The sequence below is a fragment of the Planococcus sp. A6 genome (assembly GCF_028823615.1).
Classification (GTDB): Bacteria; Bacillota; Bacilli; order Bacillales_A; family Planococcaceae; genus Planococcus.
In genome coordinates, this window is the sequence record NZ_JAPEHT010000020.1 from 1 (window position 1) to 18,781 (window position 18,781).

An 18,781-nucleotide genomic window follows, 5' to 3' on the forward strand; every position below is an offset into this window, starting at 1 on the left:
TGTTTTCCACAATCAATACGTGTTCATCGCTCTTTAACCCATCCAAGATGAAAACGACGATATTATCGATATAATGCTTAGTGTCTTTTGTCAGATAAAAGATATGGCCGCCGGAGCTGTTTCTGATCTTCAACGCGAGTGCTGGTATTTTTTGTTCCATGTTCCACTTCCTTTTCCCCGTACTTTTGCGATAGTGCCTATAATCCTGACGCTCCGGCATTCGAAATTAAATCTAAAACTGAAATGATTCTCACGAATACACGTTCTACCGCTTTCCCAAAATATATCACATTTTGGGAAAGGACTAAAGAGATTTTGGCTCTTTGCCTGGTAACTCATCGCTTTGCTGAGCCATTGAGTGAAATAACGGGCATTGGAATCATGAATCATTTTATAGAGATCAAATTCAACTAGTGTTATTCAATTCGTAAACTTCACTCCCATCACTTTTCTCTCGCTTCCCATACGTAGTAGACAAAACTCATATCTTGGCCATTCATCTCAAATGTTTCTTCTCCCATGCCCACTTGCTTAAATCCATTTTTCGTCAATATTCTTTGAGAGGCGTGATTAACGGTCGTCGTTTTTCCGTGTATTTGCCTCAACCCCAAATCGGTATTGAGCAACAGATTCAAGGCCCGGTTTCCAATGCCCTGCCCGCCGTAGTTCGCCCCAATCCGAAATCCGATTTCTGCCGTATGATGATTCCTGTCCAGATCCACTAAGTTAATTCTTCCCAGAATGTCTCCTGCATCGTTCTTGATCAGGTAGAAGTTTGCAAAGCCTTCTTGTTGTTCTTTCAATAACTCTTCATGCCTCGAAAGAAAATTGTCGAAGACGTAGAAATCATCTCCACGGCTTGGCACCAGCCGCTCGAAAAACTCCCGATTCTCCAATTCAAACCGGAACAATCCGGCCGCACCCTGTTGTTGGAGCAAGTGCAACGTGATTTCCATAAGCTTCCCTCCGCTGATTCGTATTAGCGAATTATATTGATCCTATCTATTTACACTGAGAATAGAATTAAAGATTTAGTGCAAAAATATTCATTAACTGTCTTCAAATAACCTTCTCATTTTTTGACCACGTTTACATTTTGTGCATTATCGGTAACAATTCTTCGCTTTCAATGACGATGGCCATCAAACCTGTGTTTGTCTTCGTTTCATGCCATTCATCCTTGTTCCAGAACACCGCATCTCCAGCTTCAACCTCTACATACTCTTCTTTTTCACCCCTAACAAGACCCTCTCCGCCCACGATTAAAAGCAACTGTGGGCTTACTGCTTGGTGATACCCGGCTACTCCATTTTCTTCTAAATGCATGCAGCCGATGTGAGCGGGCTGTGCCGTTTGAGTAATTCGGGACATGATGAAATCCGAATTGAACTTGGAGATCTTTTTGCCAATACTTTTATCGAATTTGAAAAGCTTCATTTCATCTATCCCTTCTACTGACTATGGCCTGTTAGAATTCAATAGTTTAACGAGCTTGCAACAAAGTCATTTCAACAGCTTCTGTAATGCCTTTAGCAGCTTCTTCTTTGTTTACATACTCATTCATTTTCATTTGCTTATCGAATACATAATGCGCTGCCTCTTGCGTATAAAGAGAATCTGAAGAATTGGCGACCATATAATCAGCATCAGAATCCCGCATTCTAATTTCTGCTCTTTTGGTGAGTGCAGCTTTATCCAATTCGCTTTCCAATTTAAAACCGATCAGTAGCAGATTGGCATCCCACAATTTAATTTGTTTCAGGATTTTGGGAGCTTTCTTCAAATGGATAACAGGGGGATTATCGCTCGATATCTTCCCCTCCTGTGAGATAATCTCGCCATCTTGATCGGTCACATAATCTATGATCCAATCAGATCCTGCAGCTGCCATGATTACGGCATCGATTTTTTCATTGCTAATGATTTTTTTCATTCGTGCCTCAAGATCTAAAATTCCTTCAAACCTTTCTAACTGTAAGTTTTGTCCTTCATCCATAACTGGTTTTACTGAAAAATAGCCATGTAAATAGATGACAGCCGCTCCTTGCCGCAAAAATTCTTCAGCTATCAACTTGCCCATGTTTCCAGTCGCTAAATTGGTATGGCCCCGTACCTTATCCCATCTCTCCAAACAGCCGCCACTCGTTATTAGTATTGTTTTCCCTATCATAATCACTGCTCCTTGTTACTCCATATACTCGTAAACTCATTCGAATCAGACTCTACCGCTATTCATCAGCCAATAGCGAAAAGATAAGCGCATCATGGGATCGATCGTCCTGATAGAGATAGCCCCTCAGCATGCCTTCTTTTTCGAATCCTAATTTTTGCAATAAAGCGATGGATGCTCTATTTTCAGGAAAGGTGACAGCACCTAAGCGGAATAATCCAAGTTGGCCGAAACAATACGCCAAGACTTCTTTGACGGCTTCTGAAACATAGCCTTTGTTCCAATAGGACGGATGCAGCTCAAAACCGATTTCCGCTTTTTTGCTTTTGAGGTTCAAATTGTTCAACCCTACTGTCCCGATGAAAGTGCCTGTTTCTTTCACGACGAGTCCCCAGCGGATCCCTCTGCCGCTTTCGAAGGTCCGCCTGAACGACTCGATTATGTTTTCAGCCTCGCCTATATCCGTTAAATTGCTCATGCCGTAATATTTCGTGACTTCGTTTCTAGACATGATATTGAAGAAGCTTGCGGCGTGATGTTTTCCAATATGTACGAGTTCCAGCCTATCTGTGGCCAATGCCTGAAAATCCATGTCCCCATCTCCCTTTATAATTATCTAGTTACTTCATCTTCCGGTGTTTCAGCTAGACTCCCCTAAATGAACAGCTCCCGAAAACAGCAAAAAAATGAAAACTAAAGCAACGGCAGCTGCTTTAGTTTTTCTTATAGAAGGAATCGATGGCTCGAATTTCGATTTCCCAAGCTAATTGCTCTCCTTCTGTGACCTGTACTGTCGGATGCAAAGACGCTATTTCGATGGCCTCCTCGATATTTTGAGCTTCTATGATAAACGCGCTTCCAATCATTTTTTCGAGCTGAGTCAACTGGCTTTCTCCGACTTGTAGCTTACCGTCCACCTGCCGCAAGTTCTTTGCTTCTTGTGAAACGCCAACATCTGCCACTACTTGACCGCTTTTATAGAATTCTTCGAGATGCACCTGACATTTCTTCATGATCGCTTCTACTTTTTCTTTCGGCAATGCGTCCATCTTTTTCTTATCAAAATAACCCAAACCCAAGTAATTCATCAGAACCCCCCCTCCTAAAAAGTTTCTGCCACGCTTTTCGGTACAATTTATCGAAGTGAAGTAAGGCGCCCCAGATATTTGCTAGACTCAATCTATTTCAGATATCGTTCCAGCTCTTCTTTTTGACGCAGATGGTGGCGAGAATGCATTTCCACTAAATCCAGCCATTCTCTTGCGTTCAGCCAGCCGAACCCGCCATGTTTCGCTTTACGCTCTGGAGGAATCCCCTCCACTTGCGATTCCCAATACCCAACCCTTTGAATTAACTTTTCCATCCTGTTGATCAGCTCTTCCTGGCTGTCTGAATTATTAGGGGGAGCATTCATTTCGTCCGGCAACCTGATTTTGATTGGCGGAAAGCCTTTATTATGAAATAATTCTTTGCCAGCAGGAGTTTTCTCTAAGAGTGGATCCCCTTTTGTCTCAGCACAAACAGCTACATTGTCGAGATACTCATGCGCCACGACGATTATGTGGTCGTACATTTGGCCAATAGACCACACGCCTTCTTCGGGAATACTTCGCAGCTGCTCAGGTGAATAGGTACTAAGCTCCTTTTGAAACGTAGAAAGCACTTCCATACCGCCCATACGAGCCCTCCTCAAGGTTTTCATTTTCTTTACCTACTAGGATATGAATATATTTAAGGGCTTACTTCGTTCTTCAATGCTTCTGTCAGATTCCCGATTTCCGATGCAGCCAAGGCTTTCAATTCACCTGCCAATGTCGCGAGCCTCTCTTCAATTTGCTGCTTATCACCGTAGCGGGTACGCGCTTCTTCCGGCAATTTTCCAGACAATAAATGAAAATGGCTATAGGCGGTTTCCAGCAGCTGCAGCAATTGCTCGCCTCTGACTTCGGCCGTAACCTGTTTGTCGCGATCGCTATAGCCGTCCAAAAATCCATCGGCAATGGCCCTTAAATTGCTTGCACACTTTGCAAACTGATGTTTTTTATAGCGCTCTGTTTCCGATAATGCGATAAAAAACGTTTCATAGAGGTTCATGAAGTTCCCGGCCATTCCCCGCGGGTAATAAACATTCGGGAACGGATCGATCAGGCAAATCTGCGTTCCGTTGATCAATATATTTTCGGGCGAAGCGTCTTGATTGCTGAGGAGCGGTTGGGTGAATCCTCCCTCTCTGAGTTCCGTTGCCAATTTTAATGCCTCGTTCACTGTGTCGTCTTGAAATTCAGGACGCGCATCGCTGAGTTCCTGGTAATCCGATAAATGCTCTTCACTTTCTTCTTTCAGGAATCGGCGGACATCTCCGGTGATGCTGCCTCTCAGCCCGCTTTTCTCTGTCCAATGCAGATAGCCGAAACCGTCCAAGCCATGCGGGATCTCTTCGGTTTTTCGGTAAATCTCACCGAGCGCCTTTCCGGTCTCAACCGCTTGTGCTCGCGTCAGTTCATGCAGATCGATATGCTTTCCAGCGAACGACTCGAGCGTATAGCTCAATTGTTCAGAAACGTGGAATTGGAAAAATTCCGGTGCCGCGCCCTTTACAGCCTGATTGACCGAGCGGTAGTAAAGTTCTGTCGCCGCGTATTCGGCGGTTAATTCTTCTTCGTTGAATTCAGCCGGCTTGCCGTATATAACGTCCTTTGGAATCCGCAAGACCAGTTCACGGCCATCTTTTGCGACTTTCCACGCATGATGCCATGCCCCTTCCCCTAAAAATTTCGGAGACTCCACTGCTGCATGAAGAACGGCTGCTTGTAACTTCGCTTTATTCATGTGAATACCTGCTTCCCATTTCAAAGATTTTCCGTACTAGTTTTTTGGTCATAAGCTTTGTTTCTACTATATCCAATATTTTCTTTCACCGCCATTTGTTTTCCAATTATTTAGAGTATAATGAAAGCAATCCACCCTGAAGATAAATTCCCCAAGGTTTGTCTTCCTTACGAAAGGAACATCCGACGTGACGATCAGTCCAATTTAAGTTATCCCCTGCATTAGAAGTCATTTACGAAATAGACTCTTGGGGGATTCATCATGAAACTGAATAGAAATTTCAACTTATTGCTGACGGGCCAGTCGCTTGCGAATATCGGCGACGTGCTCTATATCGTCAGCATCATTTACCTGATTTTCCAATTGACCGGTTCTGCCACGGCTGCCGCTTTGGTGCCGTTCGTCATCACCAGTTCGATGTTCGTCTCGAACACCTTAACGCCGCTACTCATGCAGCGCTTTGATTTGAAATGGCTGCTCGCGGGATCGCAAATGGGCAAGACCGGCTTGTTGATTGCCTTGGCGTTGTTTCTGCCGCATTTAACCGCGGCCAATTTTATTGTGCTGTTTTTAGTGATCAGTTTGGTGGCGCTTTTGGATGGCTGCGCCAATCCGGTGACACAGGCCTTAATCCCGAATTACGTGAAAAGTGAGCAGCTGTTGAAAGCGAACGGCATCACCGAGACCGTTACGCAGCTGATCCAAACAGCGATGTGGTTTGTCGGCAGTTCCTTATTGATTTGGCTGGCCGCCACCGAACTGGTCTGGCTGACAGCGGGATTGTTCCTGCTTTCAAGTTTGTTGTTGAGCGGCTTGGATAGAGTCGACAGCGCTCCGCCAGAACCTCAAAACAAATGGCGCCAAATCACCAAAGGCTGGCACACCGTCTCACAGACGCCGGTATTAAAGCGCATCGCGTTGATGGAAATGCTCGAGACAATTGCCGGCGCCGTGTGGATTGCCGCTATTTTGTATGTATTCGTCAGCGAAGCGCTCGCAGTCGATGAGAAATGGTGGGGCTTTATCAATGGTTCGTTCTTTATCGGTTTGATCGCAGGAAGCCTCATTTGCCTACGGTTTACGGAATGGGTCGAGAACAATCTCAGCCGTTTCATCCTCACCGGGGCGATTTTCAGCAGCGCGGCGACTGTGCTGTTCGGGTTGAACAGCATGCCACTCGTGGCGCTCCTATTTTCAGCCAGCTGAAAAACATTCCTCAGCAGACCGTCGTGCAGACGAGCGTGCCGAAAGAGCAATTGCCGACAGTGTTCACGACGCTCGGGGCAATCGGCATGGGCACGTTCGGCGTTTCTTCGCTATTGATGGGGATAATGGCCGACCTGTTCGGCATCCGCTCAGTTTTTGTCTTATCTGGTGTTTTGCTCGCTCTCGCCAGTTGGATTGCTTACCGCGGCCGCAGCTCTTTTCAACGTACGGTTCAGGAATAGAGTTATACATGAAAAGGGACAGCCGGAAAATTTCGGCTGTCCCTTTTTCATTGTTAAATTTAATCCGTCAGGCCAAATCCCATAATATGCTCTGAAAAAACGGCATAGCTTTCATATTCAATGATATTTTCAGGGTTCGCAAATGGCACGATCTTGACGTCATTCAAAACGATCATGCCAGAGATATTGGTGACATTGCTGTCTTTGATTAACGGAAAGATTGTATCTTCTGATTTAAGAATGGCAGAATCCAGTAATGGAAGGTTTTCTATATCTGGTGCTTGCGTACTGATTTTCTTAGCGATAATCAGCGCACTTGAAGTAGTGATCTGGATGGCTCTTTTATTCTTCGTGTCTTTCTGCATTTCGTCGAGATGTACTTGCGCAATCACGATCGATAGTTTCTTCATATCATGAATTGAGTTTAATTCGTGTCCTTTTAACGTAATGGTCAAAACTAATCCTCCTCTATCATTTATGTCCTTAAAATATGCTAGTTAAACGCTCCCAAATAAACCGAATTTCCGCCACCACTTTCAAATTTCTGGATAAAGCGGCGGATGCCTCTCGGATAAATCCGGTACTCCAATAAGTCCTCGATCTCCACCCATTCAAAGCCGGTTTGCTGCGTGTCGGGATTCGACGGTGCGGCCGATTGCAAGTCATCCAGCAAAAGGCATTCAAAATAATATTCGATCTGGTGAACGCCGCTATCGGTCTCGGCATATTCGTGGCGCACGCCTATGTATTCGCGGATATGGATGAGGCTTTTCACTTCGACGGCGCAGCCGATTTCTTCGATGCATTCACGTGCGGCTGCTTCCGGCAAGGTTTCGCCGAGCTCCTGGCCGCCGCCAGGAAATAGATAATAGCTGCCTTCTGCGTCTTCATTGGTCGTCAGCAACACTTTGCCGTCTTTGACAATGATCGCTTTCGCGGAATTTCTAATGGCCAAGGTGTCCACTCCTTTGCCGTTCCAGCATCCCAAGAGACAGGCATACGCGGACTGCCTGTTCTGTCGCGGATTTGATATAGTCGGTAATTTCTTTAATCGTATATATCTCCAAATCCTTGCTGGAAGATATTTTCGTTGAGTGGAAGTCGCCGAGCGTTTCTTTGGTGAACTCCCGTAAGTTATTGATTTCAATTTCTTCTATAAGAGTCTTAGGAAGTTCGGCAGATGCCAGTTGTTGTTCCAATCCGGAGCAGCCAAACTGGTCAATAAGCATGCTGTTAAGCTTTCTGAAATCCGCGTGCCATTTCTCGAGCACGGACGGATCGGCATCGATACGTTTTTTCATATCTTTTTTGAAATAGATGTCTTTCATCCACACATCATCCGCCACTAAATGCACGATATACCCGAGAATGAATTCGTCTTGTATCTCTTTCTGATATTTCTCTATGAAGCCTTCATAATGAACGCGTCTCGTACCATCGTCTACGCTACCTTCGTAATAGTGTGATTTGGTTTTTTGCTCTCTGCCGTGAACTGCATCCGGTGCAATGCCGCCCAAGAGAAAACGCGGCCGGTCGGAAATCTCGATTCTTTCCGCCACGTGCTCAGCAATGATCAAATGCATCATGCGTGATCCCATTTCGGCTCCCCCCCTTTTGTAACTTCATTTGTCTAACGCTGCTTTAACTGCTGCTTCGACATGGATCTTCGCCGTATCGAACAGCGGCACAGCTGCATCTTCGTCGTGAATTAACAACCCAATTTCTGTACAGCCAAGAATGATGCCCTGTGAGCCGCGATCGATGAGGTTTTGGATGGCTTGCTGATATTTCACTTTCGACGACTCGCTGATTTCTCCTAAACACAATTCGTCGAAAATGATTTGGTTGATCATATCGCGTTCTGCCGCTTCCGGAATCAACACCTTGATGCCGCTGTCGGCAATACGTTCTTTGTAGAAATCCTGCTCCATCGTGTACTTGGTCCCAAGCAACCCTACTGTATGGAGATGGTTTGTGCGGATCTCTTTTGCGGTTGCGTCTGCAATATGCAAAACCGGCACCGAAACAGCTTCTTCTATAGAAGAGATCACTTTGTGCATCGTATTCGTGCACAACACGATCAGCTCTGCACCGCCTTTTTCAAGCGAACGGGCGACATCCGCCAATCGCTCGCCCGCTTCCTCCCATTTCCCTTGTGACTGAAAGCGTTCAATTTCCTCGAAGTCGACACTGTACATGAGGCATTCGGCCGAATGCAGGCCACCTAAACGCTGTTTCACTTGTTCGTTAAGCAGCCGGTAATATTCTGCTGAAGATTCCCAGCTCATCCCGCCGATCAATCCGATGGTTTTCATCCTAGCCCTCCTCCATTAATGAATCCATTGCTCCGTGATCTCAACTCGTTTTTCCGTTGCATCCAAGGTGACGCTTTTACCGATTGGCATCGTCAGCATCGGCTGGGTATGCGCGCAGTCAAACTCAGCAAGAATCGGCAGTTCGCGGTCTCCCAGCACTTCCAGCAAAATATCGTGCGGTTTTCTCCCCGTTCCTTGATCGTCGAATAATTCATGCTTGCCTAAAATGATTCCCGCTGCTTTGTCGAAAATGCCGTTGAGCTTCAGCAAATTGAAGTTCTTCTCCACAACAGCCGCCGTTTTCATCGTATCTTCCAACAATAAAATATCGCCGCTTTCAATTACCGGCATATACGGGCTGCCCATGATGCCGGCCATCGTATTCAAATTTCCGCCGACCAGGCGTCCCGTCACCTTGCCTTGTGTCACGCTCACCCACTCGTTGTTTCTCATTTCCTTGTCCTGTGTCTTTTCTTCCCAATTGACCGGTTCATCCGTCCAGTACGGTGGCAATTCCACTGCATACGGAAGGGCTTGCTCGTGCATCAAGGCTTTTTCAAAATAATCATATGTATAATCCACGAACGGTTCATGTTCACCGAAAGACGGCACGAGCGCCGGGCCGTAAAACACCGGAATGCCGGTCTTGGCATAGATGGCGAGCAGCACGGCCGTCGCATCCGAGTAGCCGATCATGATTTTCGAGTCTTTTTTAAACGCTTCGTAATCGATATACGGCAACAGCGCATTGGAATTCGTCCCGCCGATCGTCGACATGATGCAGCGGACGTCCGGGTTGCGGATCAATTCGTTCAGCTCTTGTGCCCGCTCCTGTATCGTGCCCGATCGGTAGAAATCCCGCTTGCCCGTCAAGCTTCCTTCCACAATTTCAAAGCCTTTGGATTCCAGAAAATCTTTTGCCCGTTTAAAGCGCACCGGTGAATTATAGGTAATCGGAGACGACGGGGAATAAATCCCGATCTGGTCCCCTGTTTTCAATCGATTGAATATAGTCATGTACTTGCTCCTTTGCTTTTATTGCCTCTCTGATGCTCTTCAACCTGGCTGCAAATCAGTTCGATGATCGCTTGCTCGGACATCTCTCCTGTCAGCAGTTGTTCGCCGGGCACGCCCAAATCGTCTTTCGGGGTCCACCATTTTTGCAATGATTCTTCCCCGAAGTCTTGAGATTGAGGGCGCATACTATGGCGCTCCAGCGTTTTTTCAAAGGGCAAATCAAAATAGTAGATCAATGCCTCGCCGTCATAAAACCGGATCAAGTCGAGCAGCAATCCTTCATAACGCTGCTTCATGAAGATTCCTTCCAAAATGACGATTGGGCATGTGCCTTTGCCGTATTCAGTGATCTGCCGAATCAACTCTATCGATAGGTTGCCGTCTCGGTCCTGTACTCTCAGCATGTCACGGCGAACTACATCTTGCGACACCAATAAGGTGCCTCGCCCGAAATGATCTTGCAGGCGTTTCGCTATCGTCGTTTTGCCGCTTGCTGAATTTCCCCTCAACACAATTAGTTTGGTTTCCAATGTGATCACACTCTCTTCGGCCCTGTGTTTCAAGGTGTTTGGGTTAATTTTTGTGCCATCGCAATGACCAAGTCTGGCCGGTCGAGATAAATCATATGGCCAGCACCCTCCGCGAAAAACAATTCACTGTTTTCGGAAAGGGCGGATTGCTCCAGGATCAATTCATGCCATAGATGTTCCTGCGCCCGCAGTTCTGCTTCTGGCCATCCTTCTTCTATTCCTTGATCCACGGCATACTTCTTATCGCGCCCGATGACTATAAGCTGAATCCCTGAAAGCGAACCTAAGCTTTTGATGGTCTTGGCGTCCGCTCTCCAGTTTTCGACTTCGGATTTCATTGCTTTATACAGATTGGGTTTTTGCTGAAATTCGATTAGCTGTTGTTGTATAGGATTCGGCAATTTTTTCTGGTTTTCGCTTAACATGGGCCGAATTATTTTTTTCAATTCACTTTCATCCAGTTCGGCGAATTTGCCGCAGTCTTCCAACCATTTATCGTCAGAAGCATCTTCAGTCAAATCAGGAAGTTCGTCGAGTTTTTCCAGGCTATCCGACGTGGAATCCACTAATAGCAGCCCTTTGACTTGTTGTGGATAGAGTTTTGAAAAATGTTGCGCGCACAAACCTCCATACGAATGGCCAATCAACACGACCGGCTCCGTCACTTCCAGTGCATCCAAAAGACTCTTGGCATCTCGCGCCGCGGCGGCTGTCGTATGCGATTCTGCTCCCATTTCACTTGCACCGAGCCCTGCGCGATGGAACAAAATGACTTTGTGAGTTTCACATAAACTTCCCGTGATGTTGGTCCATTCTTCAAATGAACAACCCATGCCCGTCATGATGAGAATTGGCGTGCCAGCCTTGCCTTTTTGAAGCACTTCCATTGCACGGCCATTGAGATTCACAAAACTTTTCATCTTTTTCTCTCCTTCTATTGAGAGGATCCGACGACCCGCAACCGTCCCAGTTCTCAATGGTTCAACTCAAAATGCGCTTCTTTCAATTCTGCAATTTCCACGTCCGGATGCATTTCCGCGATTTTCTCAGCCAAGCTTGCCACCCCGAAGATCTCTGTGAAGGTGTGGCTGCCGACCAGTAAATTGACTCCGGCAAACTGTGCGTACTGAATCGTGTATAGCGTAGCTTCTCCGGTGACATATGTATCGCATCCTCTTTCGGCCGCTTCACGGATCAATGCAGAGGAATGGCCCGCTCCTGTCAAGACGCCGATCCGTTTGACAGGCCGGCTATTATTCTTCCAAGCGCGCACCGGTTCGTTTAAAACGCCGCGCATTCTTTCAGACAACTGCTCAAACTCCACAGGTGCGGAATATTCCGCGATACCCGGAAGTTCGCCATCCGCTTCGTTGTACGTAGAGTAAACCTTGATTTCGTCCACTTCCAATCGCTTCATCAATGACGTACAGGTGCCAAAGTCTACGAAATCCAGCGGTGCATGGATCCAGAAATGACTGATATTGTGCGCTTCCAGCTTATTGATGCAGGCTTCCCTCAAACCGTAGATGAAGTCCCAAGCATCATGATGCGTCACCATCAAATCGACGCCTTGTGCGATAGCCATTTCAACAGTTTCAATGGATAAATTGGTCGCATAGCCAACCTTGTGGATCTCCCTGTCCGATTTGTTTGTGAAGCCGTATTCGTCATCTTCTTTCAATAATTCCTCGCCGAACAATTGCTGGATTGTTTTCTCAAAATCGTTTAGTTTCATCTTAAATGCCCCACTATTCTGTTTTTTCTTGATTTTACCATATTTAATTACTTAGATAATATTGGCAGTTGGATTTAATTAAGAAATTGTCGCTTTAAAACGCTTTGTTTTGACATATCGAATAGTATCGATATAAGATAGCCCCATGGAAAATTTAAATGTTATCGATATATTTAAAGCTTTGTCGAATGAAACCCGTTTGAACATTTTAAAATGGCTGCGGGAGCCGGAGAAGAATTTCCCTGCACAGCAAGCGCATTTGCCCAAGGAGGTCAGCATCGAAGGCGGCGTATGTGTCGGCGATATTCAAGAAAAGGTGAATTTGTCCCAATCCACCGTCTCGCATTATTTATCGCTCATGCAAAAAGCTGGATTGCTTGAGGCTGTGCGCTACGGGCAGTGGACGTATTACAGGCGCAATGAAGAGACATTAGCGAAGGTCGCAAAATTCATCAACGAAGAAATTTGAGACCGGGCTCGTCTCTTTTTTTGATTTCTTATATCGATAATATTAGATATTTCTATATTACAATAAACTGATTTTCCCAATGAATTACATAGAGGAGTAGATTGTTATGGAAACAGCTTCACCACAAGAATTATTCACTACTAAACAGAAAGTATTGGCGTTCACCCTGACCTTGTTGACCTTCGTCATGGGCACGAGCGAATTCGTCATTGTCGGCTTGCTCGCCGAAGTATCGGCTGACTTGAATATTAGCTTAGCGGTAGCAGGGACACTCGTGTCTGGATTTGCGATCGCTTATGCCATCGGAACTCCTTTTTTGACCGCTTTCGTCAGCCGCTTCCCCAAATATCCGCTGATGCTGGTCTTGATTTCCATCTTCACTGCCGGCAACATCCTCAGCGCTTTATCCGGATCGTACGAATTGCTGATTTTCTCGCGCATCATTACAGCCGTCGTCAGCGGCGTCTTGGTCGCTTTATCGATGAGCATTGCAAGCGACATCATGCCGGAAAACAAAAAAGGCCCGATCATCGCCCTTATTTTCGCCGGCTTCACCATTTCCAATGTCATCGGCGTCCCGCTCGGCACATTGATCGGCCAGCTCGGCAATTGGCAGTTGACGTTTTGGTTCACGACCTTGCTCGGCATTATTAGCTTAGTGATGGCTGTCTTTATTCTGCCTCGCAAACTGAAAGTGGTTAAAGCTTCGGCTAAGGACCAGCTCGGGTTGTTGGCGAATCCGCGGATGATTTTGGCATTCTTTATCCCGACCTTGTCCATCGCCGGCACCTATACAATCTACACATATATCACGCCGATCTTGGAAAACGGCATGGGCATCCCAACACGCTATGTGAGTGCCGTCCTGCTCGCCTATGGTGCCTTCTCCATTCTCAGCAATGTATTGGCCGGCAAGATCGCCGGGCGCAACGGCGTCAGCAAGCTGCGCTATGTGTTCATCGTGCAAGCAGTTATATTGGCTTCCCTGTATTTCACAATGGGAACGACTTTCGCAGGGCTCGTCAGCCTGATGCTAATGGCAATCATGATTTATGCGATGAACGCCACCATTCAAATGTATTTGATGAATTTGGCTACGGTCTATTCACCTGCAGCTAAAGATTTCGCTTCTTCGCTGACGCCTGTCGCTGTGAATATCGGCATCGCGCTCGGTGCGACACTCGGCGGATACGTCGTCGCACAAGGCGGCTATATCCATCTGTCATGGGTCGGCGCATTATGTGCTTTGCTTGCATCAGGGCTCGCGTTTCTTAGCACCCGCTTGGACCGGGCGGATGAATTTTCGACAGCACGCGCGAAGGCTGGCCTCGAGCAATAAGTGAGACAGCGCTATGTGGCAACTCCCCTTGCCGCCAGATTCATTTTTTCGGAATGCGAAATGTTTTTCTTGACCGCTAAAACTGATTTCTATAGTCTTAAGGGCAGAAACACGAGGGGCTGCCCTACTGACTGGACGATTAATCTGGAGTTTTTATGAAAACTTGAACGACATTAAGTTGTACGTAAAAGAAATGACTCTATACATCAAAGATGACTGGCAGGGTCCCCCCAGGATATGGGGAGGAATGAAAGATGAACGATAAACAGAAAATGTCTACGCACGATTCATTGAAAGCCGTCTCCTATAAATTATTTCAAGTAATCAGTGATGAACTCGGCGTCAACACCGCTTATGTTACACGGCGCGGACCGACGGCGATGAAAGTAATCAGCTCATTCAATAAAGACCATTACATTATTCCTGAAGGATACGCTGTGGATTACGATGGCACGTATTGCCGCTTGATCATTCAAAGCGAGCAGGAAGCGATGCATACAAATAATCTTGGCTCATTTACGTTAACGAAAGACTTGGAAGTGACGCCGCAGCTCAAAGTGAAAGGTTTTCTCGGCGTAACGCTGCGCGATTTCTACGGCGAAGTGTTCGGCACTTTATGCGTCATGGACAAGGAAGAAAAGGAATTTACCGATGAAGATATTCATTTCCTTAAACAAATGGCGGAAGTGTTGTCTTACGTTATCCATTTGGATTCTACCCTGGCGGATATCGAACTGCTGAGCGTGCCGATTATCCCGATCAAAAAGGGCTTGGCAATCTTGTCACTGCAGGGGAATATCAATGAATCACGTTCTCAGAAAATCATGGAAGACACTCTGCATTATGCGGCGGATAAAGGCATCCATTCGTTTATCATCGACTTGTCGCAATTGATGCTCTTGGAAAACCAGTTCCCGGACGTCTTGAAGAATTTGGTGTCAGGCTTGAATGTCATGGGCGTCCAAGTCATGATGACTGGCCTACCGCCTGGGCTCGTGCAAAAGCCAGGTGTCAGTGAACACTTATCACAGTTGAAAACCGAGTATGTCGCCGACATCGAATCGGCGTTGAATAAAATCGGCTATAAGCTGGAAAAATAAAAGGAAGAGAAAAGCTCCAGGGCTTTTCTCTTCCTTTTTGTTATGACTGAAAAGGCAAACACTTACCTAATGTCAGTGTCTAGTTCCCTTTAAAAATCAAAATTATCCGGATCCGGTCCGACGCGGCGGTCTTCGTTCAATGCTGAAATCTGTTGCATGTCTTCCTCTGACAATTCAAAATCGAACACTTGCGAGTTTTCTACAATGCGCCCTTCATTGGTCGACTTCGGAATGGTCACGACGCCGTTTTGCAGATTCCAGCGCAAAATGACTTGAGCGACCGATTTATCGTATTTCGCTGCGATATCTTTCAACTCCGGCTGTTCGAGCGCTTCGCCTGCCATGAGCGGAGACCAGGATTCCGCCTGGATGTCGTTTTCGCGGCAGAACGCGAGCAACTTCTCTTGTGTCAAGCGCGGGTGGTACTCGATTTGATTGACGACCGGCTTAATGTCCGCGTCTTCCATCAGGTCTTTCAAATGATGGATCTGGAAATTGCTGACGCCGATCGCTATGACCTGTCCGTCCATATAGAGATGCTCGAGCGCTTTCCAAGCCTCTTTGTATTTGCCTTCGACGGGCCAGTGGAGCAGGTACAGGTCCAGGTACTCCAGCCCCAATTTCTTCAGGCTCGTCCCGTAAGCTTGGATGCCGGACGTGTAGCCGAAATCGTCGTTCCATAGTTTTGACGTGATAAACAAGTCCTCTCTCGAGATCCCCGCCGCTTTGATTCCCTGGCGGATGCCTTCTCCGACGCTTTCCTCGTTTCCGTAAATGGCAGCGGTATCGATGCTTCGGTAGCCGTTGACGATCGCCGTTTTAACGGCTTCAGTCGCTTCAGGTCCGTCTTCTACCCGGAACACGCCGAGGCCAAGCCAAGGCATTTCGCTTCCGTTATTCAACGTGACAGTAGCTTGTAAGTTTTTCATAAATGATGTCCTCCTATTTCTTATCTAAAGCAATAAACTTACTATACCCACTTGCCTAAGAAACTATCGTATGCGAATGAAAACACGATAGTTAATCCATAATTATTTCTTTTCGACTAGACCATTTATTATTTAAAAATAGTTTATAACTACTACTCTTTAACACGGCGAAGTTTTATAGGAGACAAATAGTTTCATTTCGAGACAATTGTGGTATTCTAATGGAAAATAGCTTTATTTGGGTATTTTTGATGTCAAATGGACCTTTAAAGACTAGAATTAATCATTTTACTTATGTCTTATGACCTTTGGGAATTTCGGATTTTTTAGTTGTTTTTTAACATTAAATTGTGTTTTCGGGATGCCGGAACCGCTTCAGTCATTTTTCAGCTGACGGTTTGTTTCTATTAATTTAATAGCATTCGTCCTTCAACACATTAAAGAAAGAGCGTGAATCCCATAACAGATCTCGTCAGTTCGTATAACCTTCCCCTCGTCGCCCTTTCCATCTTGGTCGCCGTGTTCTCGGCCTCTGTCGCACTCGATATCAGCAGCCGCTTGAAATACGCCAAAAACGTATCGCACCTGCGCTGGATTACAGCGGGTGCTTTTATTCTGGGGCTCGGCATCTGGTCGATGCATTTTATCGGCATGCTGGCGTTCCATTTGCCGGTCGAAGTTTCTTACCATTTCGGCCTGGTTTTGTTGTCGATCGTGCCAGCGGTCATTTCTTGTGCAATTGCCTTCTACCTCATTAGCAAGCCCTCTGTCACTTGGCGCAACCTGTTCACCGGAGCTTTTTTCATAAGCGCCGGAATCGTGTCGATGCATTATCTTGGCATGGACGCGATGCGCATGGAGGCGATGATTTCCTACGATCCGTTCATGTGGGCTTTGTCAGCGCTCATTGCCTTTGCCGCTTCGTTTATCGGCTTGGCGTTGTTGTTCTGCATCCCGAATGTCCCGAGATTCCACTGGCGAAAGCTGGCTGGTGCAGTTTTGATCGGGCTCGCGGTTTCCGGCATGCATTATACCGGCATGGCCGCAGCTGATTTTTCACAAATGGATCACTCAGCTACCGGCCATAGCGCGCCGTTCTCGGTCAATAGTACGCTTCTTGCTTATGGCATCGGAGGTGGCATGCTGATGCTTTTCGCATTGACACTTGCGAGTGTACGGACTGATCGCCGTTTGGAGATGCAATCGGAAGAATCTGAGATGAAATTCAAATCCGTCATCGAATCCGCGAAAGATGCGATTATCGTAGCGGATTTCCAAGGCGCGATCGTCCAGTGGAACCAAGGCGCTGAAACGATTTTCGGCTATAGCGAAAAAGAAATTCTGGGTCGCAATATCAGCGTCATCATTCCGGACCGCTTTAAGGAAGCACATGAAAAAGGCATGGAAGCCTACCGCAGGACACGTGAGCCCCATGTTATCGGCAGCACCGTCGAATTGACGGGTTGCCGCAAAGACGGCAGCGAGTTCCAGCTCGAGATGTCGGTCGGCACATGGGAAACGGAAAAAGGCATCTTCTTCAGCAGCATTCTTCGCGATGTCACCGAGCGCAAAGCGTCTGAGAACAAAATCAATGAACTTGTCTATTTGGACCCTTTGACTGGCTTGCCGAACCGCCGTTTGTTCAATGACCGCCTCGATTCGCTGCTGCGCCAGGCAGATGAACGCGGCTTGAATTTTTCACTCTTCTACATGGATTTGGATAATTTCAAGATGATCAACGACCGTTTCGGGCATTCCATCGGAGACCTCTTTTTACAAAGTGTCGCCAGCCGCCTCGAAGCCCAAATCAGCCCGAAAGACACACTCTCTCGGCTGGGCGGCGACGAATTCATCCTGCTTTTGCCAAACACCGAATACAGCCAAGCGGCGGCCCGGGCACAGGAATTGATCGATGCCTTGAATACGCCGTTCCGATTTGAAAATGAAGAAATCTTCACCAGCGTCTCTGTCGGCATCAGCATGTTCCCTTTTGACGGCGACGATTCCGAAACTTTGGTGAAGAACGCCGACATTGCGATGTATCAGGCAAAAGAAGGCGGAAAGAACGCTTTCCAATTTTTCACGCGTGAAATGAACGAAACGATCGACCGGAAATCGAGGCTTGCTACAGGCTTGCGGAAAGGCTTGGAACACGGTGAATTCACCATCCATTATCAACCGCAGATCAGCCTGAAAACCGAAGAAATTATCGGCGTGGAAGCTTTGCTCAGGTGGAACCATCCTGAATGGGGAACGATTTCGCCTGCAGAATTCATTCCAATTGCTGAAGAAACCGGAAGCATCACAAAAATCGGCGAATTCGTTTTGGAAGAAGCGTGCCGCCAAAATAAATATTGGCAGGACATGGGGCTCGCGCCATTCCGCGTAGCAGTCAATATTTCTGCGCGCCAATTTGCACAAAAGGATTTGACCGAGGTCGTTAGCGTGATTTTGAGAAAAACCGGCTTGGCCGCACGGTATCTGGAACTGGAACTGACGGAAACAATCATCCAGAATGCGGACAGCGCCCTCACCACCATGGAAGAACTGGCGGCACTCGGCGTTCATTTATCGATCGACGATTTTGGCACCGGCTATTCGTCACTCAGCTATTTGAAACTGTTCCCGATCGACAGCTTGAAGATCGACCAGCATTTCACCCGAAATATCAAAAGCGATTCAAAAGATGCAGCACTCGTCAAAACCATCATTCGCATGGCGCATGACCTCGAATTGAACGTCATCGCAGAAGGCGTGGAAACAGCTGAACAGCTGGACTTTTTGAAATCCGAACAATGCAACCAGGCACAAGGATATTACTTCAACCGCCCATTGCCTGCACAGGACATTGAGGAAATTTACTATACGACGAAACCGGCTTGAAAAATTTGTTGAAAGAA

22 protein-coding genes are annotated in these 18,781 nt (G+C 46.7%); 6 read left to right on the plus strand and 16 right to left on the minus strand.

Annotated elements, in window-relative coordinates:
* Positions 1–443 precede the first annotated feature (443 nt).
* The 7 genes from ON064_RS04790 to ON064_RS04820 all read right to left on the minus strand — a co-directional run bounded on the left by ON064_RS04790 (position 444) and on the right by ON064_RS04820 (position 4,999).
* The gene (locus ON064_RS04790; protein WP_274623851.1) at positions 444–956 is read right to left on the minus strand and encodes a GNAT family N-acetyltransferase; all 513 of its coding nucleotides are present in this window, start codon (positions 954–956) and stop codon (positions 444–446) included.
* Between the two features lie 133 nt (positions 957–1,089).
* Positions 1,090–1,437: a cupin domain-containing protein gene (locus ON064_RS04795; protein ID WP_274623852.1), complete on the minus strand. Its 348-nt coding sequence runs from the start codon at positions 1,435–1,437 to the stop codon at positions 1,090–1,092.
* 46 nt (positions 1,438–1,483) lie between these two features.
* Entirely contained in the window at positions 1,484–2,170 is a 687-nt protein-coding gene (locus ON064_RS04800) for a phosphopantothenoylcysteine decarboxylase domain-containing protein (protein ID WP_274623853.1), read from the minus strand.
* Between the two features lie 58 nt (positions 2,171–2,228).
* Positions 2,229–2,762, minus strand: a complete 534-nt coding sequence (locus ON064_RS04805; RefSeq protein WP_274623854.1) for a GNAT family N-acetyltransferase — start codon at positions 2,760–2,762, stop codon at positions 2,229–2,231.
* Positions 2,763–2,883: 121 nt separating this feature from the next.
* Positions 2,884–3,258, minus strand: coding sequence for a YciI family protein (locus ON064_RS04810; RefSeq protein WP_274623855.1), 375 nt, complete (start codon positions 3,256–3,258; stop codon positions 2,884–2,886).
* Positions 3,259–3,350: 92 nt separating this feature from the next.
* On the minus strand, positions 3,351–3,848 hold the full coding sequence (locus tag ON064_RS04815) for a DinB family protein (protein ID WP_274623856.1): 498 nt from the start codon (positions 3,846–3,848) through the stop codon (positions 3,351–3,353).
* A 53-nt stretch (positions 3,849–3,901) separates the two neighbouring features.
* Positions 3,902–4,999: a hypothetical protein gene (locus ON064_RS04820; RefSeq protein ID WP_274623857.1), complete on the minus strand. Its 1,098-nt coding sequence runs from the start codon at positions 4,997–4,999 to the stop codon at positions 3,902–3,904.
* A 261-nt stretch (positions 5,000–5,260) separates the two neighbouring features.
* Here ON064_RS04820 and ON064_RS04825 point away from each other — a divergent pair, with 261 nt between their 5' ends.
* Together ON064_RS04825 and ON064_RS18390 are read left to right on the plus strand one after the other, a co-directional pair.
* Positions 5,261–6,205 carry an MFS transporter gene (locus ON064_RS04825; RefSeq protein WP_342455313.1) on the plus strand — a complete coding sequence of 315 codons (945 nt, stop codon included), beginning with the start codon at positions 5,261–5,263 and terminating at the stop codon, positions 6,203–6,205.
* A gap of 23 nt (positions 6,206–6,228) precedes the next feature.
* A complete protein-coding gene (locus ON064_RS18390; protein WP_342455314.1) occupies positions 6,229–6,447 on the plus strand; it encodes a hypothetical protein in 219 nt (72 codons plus the stop codon).
* 59 nt (positions 6,448–6,506) lie between these two features.
* Here the strand turns inward: ON064_RS18390 and ON064_RS04830 are convergent, their stop codons facing one another.
* Genes ON064_RS04830 through ON064_RS04865 form a run of 8 tightly spaced genes read right to left on the minus strand, consistent with a single transcriptional unit; the run spans position 6,507 to position 12,044 of the window.
* Positions 6,507–6,902: a hypothetical protein gene (locus ON064_RS04830; protein ID WP_274623858.1), complete on the minus strand. Its 396-nt coding sequence runs from the start codon at positions 6,900–6,902 to the stop codon at positions 6,507–6,509.
* A 38-nt stretch (positions 6,903–6,940) separates the two neighbouring features.
* On the minus strand, positions 6,941–7,411 hold the full coding sequence (locus ON064_RS04835) for an NUDIX domain-containing protein (protein ID WP_342455315.1): 471 nt from the start codon (positions 7,409–7,411) through the stop codon (positions 6,941–6,943).
* A complete protein-coding gene (locus ON064_RS04840) occupies positions 7,392–8,045 on the minus strand; it encodes a zinc dependent phospholipase C family protein (protein WP_274623860.1) in 654 nt (217 codons plus the stop codon). Before ON064_RS04840 ends, ON064_RS04835 begins: the two co-directional genes overlap by 20 nt.
* Positions 8,046–8,069: 24 nt before the next feature.
* The gene (locus ON064_RS04845; protein WP_274623861.1) at positions 8,070–8,762 is read right to left on the minus strand and encodes an aspartate/glutamate racemase family protein; all 693 of its coding nucleotides are present in this window, start codon (positions 8,760–8,762) and stop codon (positions 8,070–8,072) included.
* 15 nt (positions 8,763–8,777) lie between these two features.
* Positions 8,778–9,779 carry a S66 family peptidase gene (locus ON064_RS04850; RefSeq protein WP_274623862.1) on the minus strand — a complete coding sequence of 334 codons (1,002 nt, stop codon included), beginning with the start codon at positions 9,777–9,779 and terminating at the stop codon, positions 8,778–8,780.
* Complete coding sequence (locus tag ON064_RS04855; protein ID WP_274623863.1) at positions 9,776–10,309, minus strand: kinase; 534 nt, start codon at positions 10,307–10,309, stop codon at positions 9,776–9,778. Before ON064_RS04855 ends, ON064_RS04850 begins: the two co-directional genes overlap by 4 nt.
* Before the next feature lie 29 nt (positions 10,310–10,338).
* Positions 10,339–11,229 carry an alpha/beta hydrolase gene (locus ON064_RS04860; RefSeq protein ID WP_274623864.1) on the minus strand — a complete coding sequence of 297 codons (891 nt, stop codon included), beginning with the start codon at positions 11,227–11,229 and terminating at the stop codon, positions 10,339–10,341.
* Between the two features lie 53 nt (positions 11,230–11,282).
* A complete protein-coding gene (locus ON064_RS04865) occupies positions 11,283–12,044 on the minus strand; it encodes a Nif3-like dinuclear metal center hexameric protein (RefSeq protein WP_274623865.1) in 762 nt (253 codons plus the stop codon).
* A 145-nt stretch (positions 12,045–12,189) separates the two neighbouring features.
* Here ON064_RS04865 and ON064_RS04870 point away from each other — a divergent pair, with 145 nt between their 5' ends.
* From ON064_RS04870 to ON064_RS04880, 3 genes are all read left to right on the plus strand, one after another.
* A complete protein-coding gene (locus ON064_RS04870; RefSeq protein WP_274623866.1) occupies positions 12,190–12,513 on the plus strand; it encodes an ArsR/SmtB family transcription factor in 324 nt (107 codons plus the stop codon).
* A 106-nt stretch (positions 12,514–12,619) separates the two neighbouring features.
* Positions 12,620–13,852 (plus strand): MFS transporter, encoded by a 1,233-nt coding sequence (locus ON064_RS04875; RefSeq protein ID WP_274623867.1) that lies wholly within the window; start codon positions 12,620–12,622, stop codon positions 13,850–13,852.
* Between the two features lie 254 nt (positions 13,853–14,106).
* Positions 14,107–14,952, plus strand: coding sequence for a GAF domain-containing protein (locus ON064_RS04880; RefSeq protein WP_274623868.1), 846 nt, complete (start codon positions 14,107–14,109; stop codon positions 14,950–14,952).
* An 89-nt stretch (positions 14,953–15,041) separates the two neighbouring features.
* On the opposite strand, the gene ON064_RS04885 is transcribed toward ON064_RS04880, so the two are convergent.
* Positions 15,042–15,881 carry an aldo/keto reductase gene (locus tag ON064_RS04885; RefSeq protein WP_274623869.1) on the minus strand — a complete coding sequence of 280 codons (840 nt, stop codon included), beginning with the start codon at positions 15,879–15,881 and terminating at the stop codon, positions 15,042–15,044.
* A 450-nt stretch (positions 15,882–16,331) separates the two neighbouring features.
* On the opposite strand from ON064_RS04885, the gene ON064_RS04890 reads away from it, so the two are divergent.
* Positions 16,332–18,764, plus strand: coding sequence for a bifunctional diguanylate cyclase/phosphodiesterase (locus ON064_RS04890; protein WP_274623870.1), 2,433 nt, complete (start codon positions 16,332–16,334; stop codon positions 18,762–18,764).
* The last annotated feature ends 17 nt before the right edge of the window (positions 18,765–18,781 follow it).

Coding starts and splice junctions, on each gene's coding strand:
- ON064_RS04805 (WP_274623854.1), bottom strand. CDS start 2,762: ATGGATTTTCAGGCATTGGCCACAGATAGGCTGGAACTCGTACATATT.
- ON064_RS04860 (WP_274623864.1), bottom strand. CDS start 11,229: ATGAAAAGTTTTGTGAATCTCAATGGCCGTGCAATGGAAGTGCTTCAA.
- ON064_RS04870 (WP_274623866.1), top strand. CDS start 12,190: ATGGAAAATTTAAATGTTATCGATATATTTAAAGCTTTGTCGAATGAA.
- ON064_RS04825 (WP_342455313.1), top strand. CDS start 5,261: ATGAAACTGAATAGAAATTTCAACTTATTGCTGACGGGCCAGTCGCTT.
- ON064_RS04875 (WP_274623867.1), top strand. CDS start 12,620: ATGGAAACAGCTTCACCACAAGAATTATTCACTACTAAACAGAAAGTA.
- ON064_RS04865 (WP_274623865.1), bottom strand. CDS start 12,044: ATGAAACTAAACGATTTTGAGAAAACAATCCAGCAATTGTTCGGCGAG.
- ON064_RS04845 (WP_274623861.1), bottom strand. CDS start 8,762: ATGAAAACCATCGGATTGATCGGCGGGATGAGCTGGGAATCTTCAGCA.
- ON064_RS04795 (WP_274623852.1), bottom strand. CDS start 1,437: ATGAAGCTTTTCAAATTCGATAAAAGTATTGGCAAAAAGATCTCCAAG.
- ON064_RS04840 (WP_274623860.1), bottom strand. CDS start 8,045: ATGGGATCACGCATGATGCATTTGATCATTGCTGAGCACGTGGCGGAA.
- ON064_RS04885 (WP_274623869.1), bottom strand. CDS start 15,881: ATGAAAAACTTACAAGCTACTGTCACGTTGAATAACGGAAGCGAAATG.
- ON064_RS04850 (WP_274623862.1), bottom strand. CDS start 9,779: ATGACTATATTCAATCGATTGAAAACAGGGGACCAGATCGGGATTTAT.
- ON064_RS04790 (WP_274623851.1), bottom strand. CDS start 956: ATGGAAATCACGTTGCACTTGCTCCAACAACAGGGTGCGGCCGGATTG.
- ON064_RS04820 (WP_274623857.1), bottom strand. CDS start 4,999: ATGAATAAAGCGAAGTTACAAGCAGCCGTTCTTCATGCAGCAGTGGAG.
- ON064_RS04815 (WP_274623856.1), bottom strand. CDS start 3,848: ATGGGCGGTATGGAAGTGCTTTCTACGTTTCAAAAGGAGCTTAGTACC.
- ON064_RS04800 (WP_274623853.1), bottom strand. CDS start 2,170: ATGATAGGGAAAACAATACTAATAACGAGTGGCGGCTGTTTGGAGAGA.
- ON064_RS04810 (WP_274623855.1), bottom strand. CDS start 3,258: ATGAATTACTTGGGTTTGGGTTATTTTGATAAGAAAAAGATGGACGCA.
- ON064_RS04880 (WP_274623868.1), top strand. CDS start 14,107: ATGAACGATAAACAGAAAATGTCTACGCACGATTCATTGAAAGCCGTC.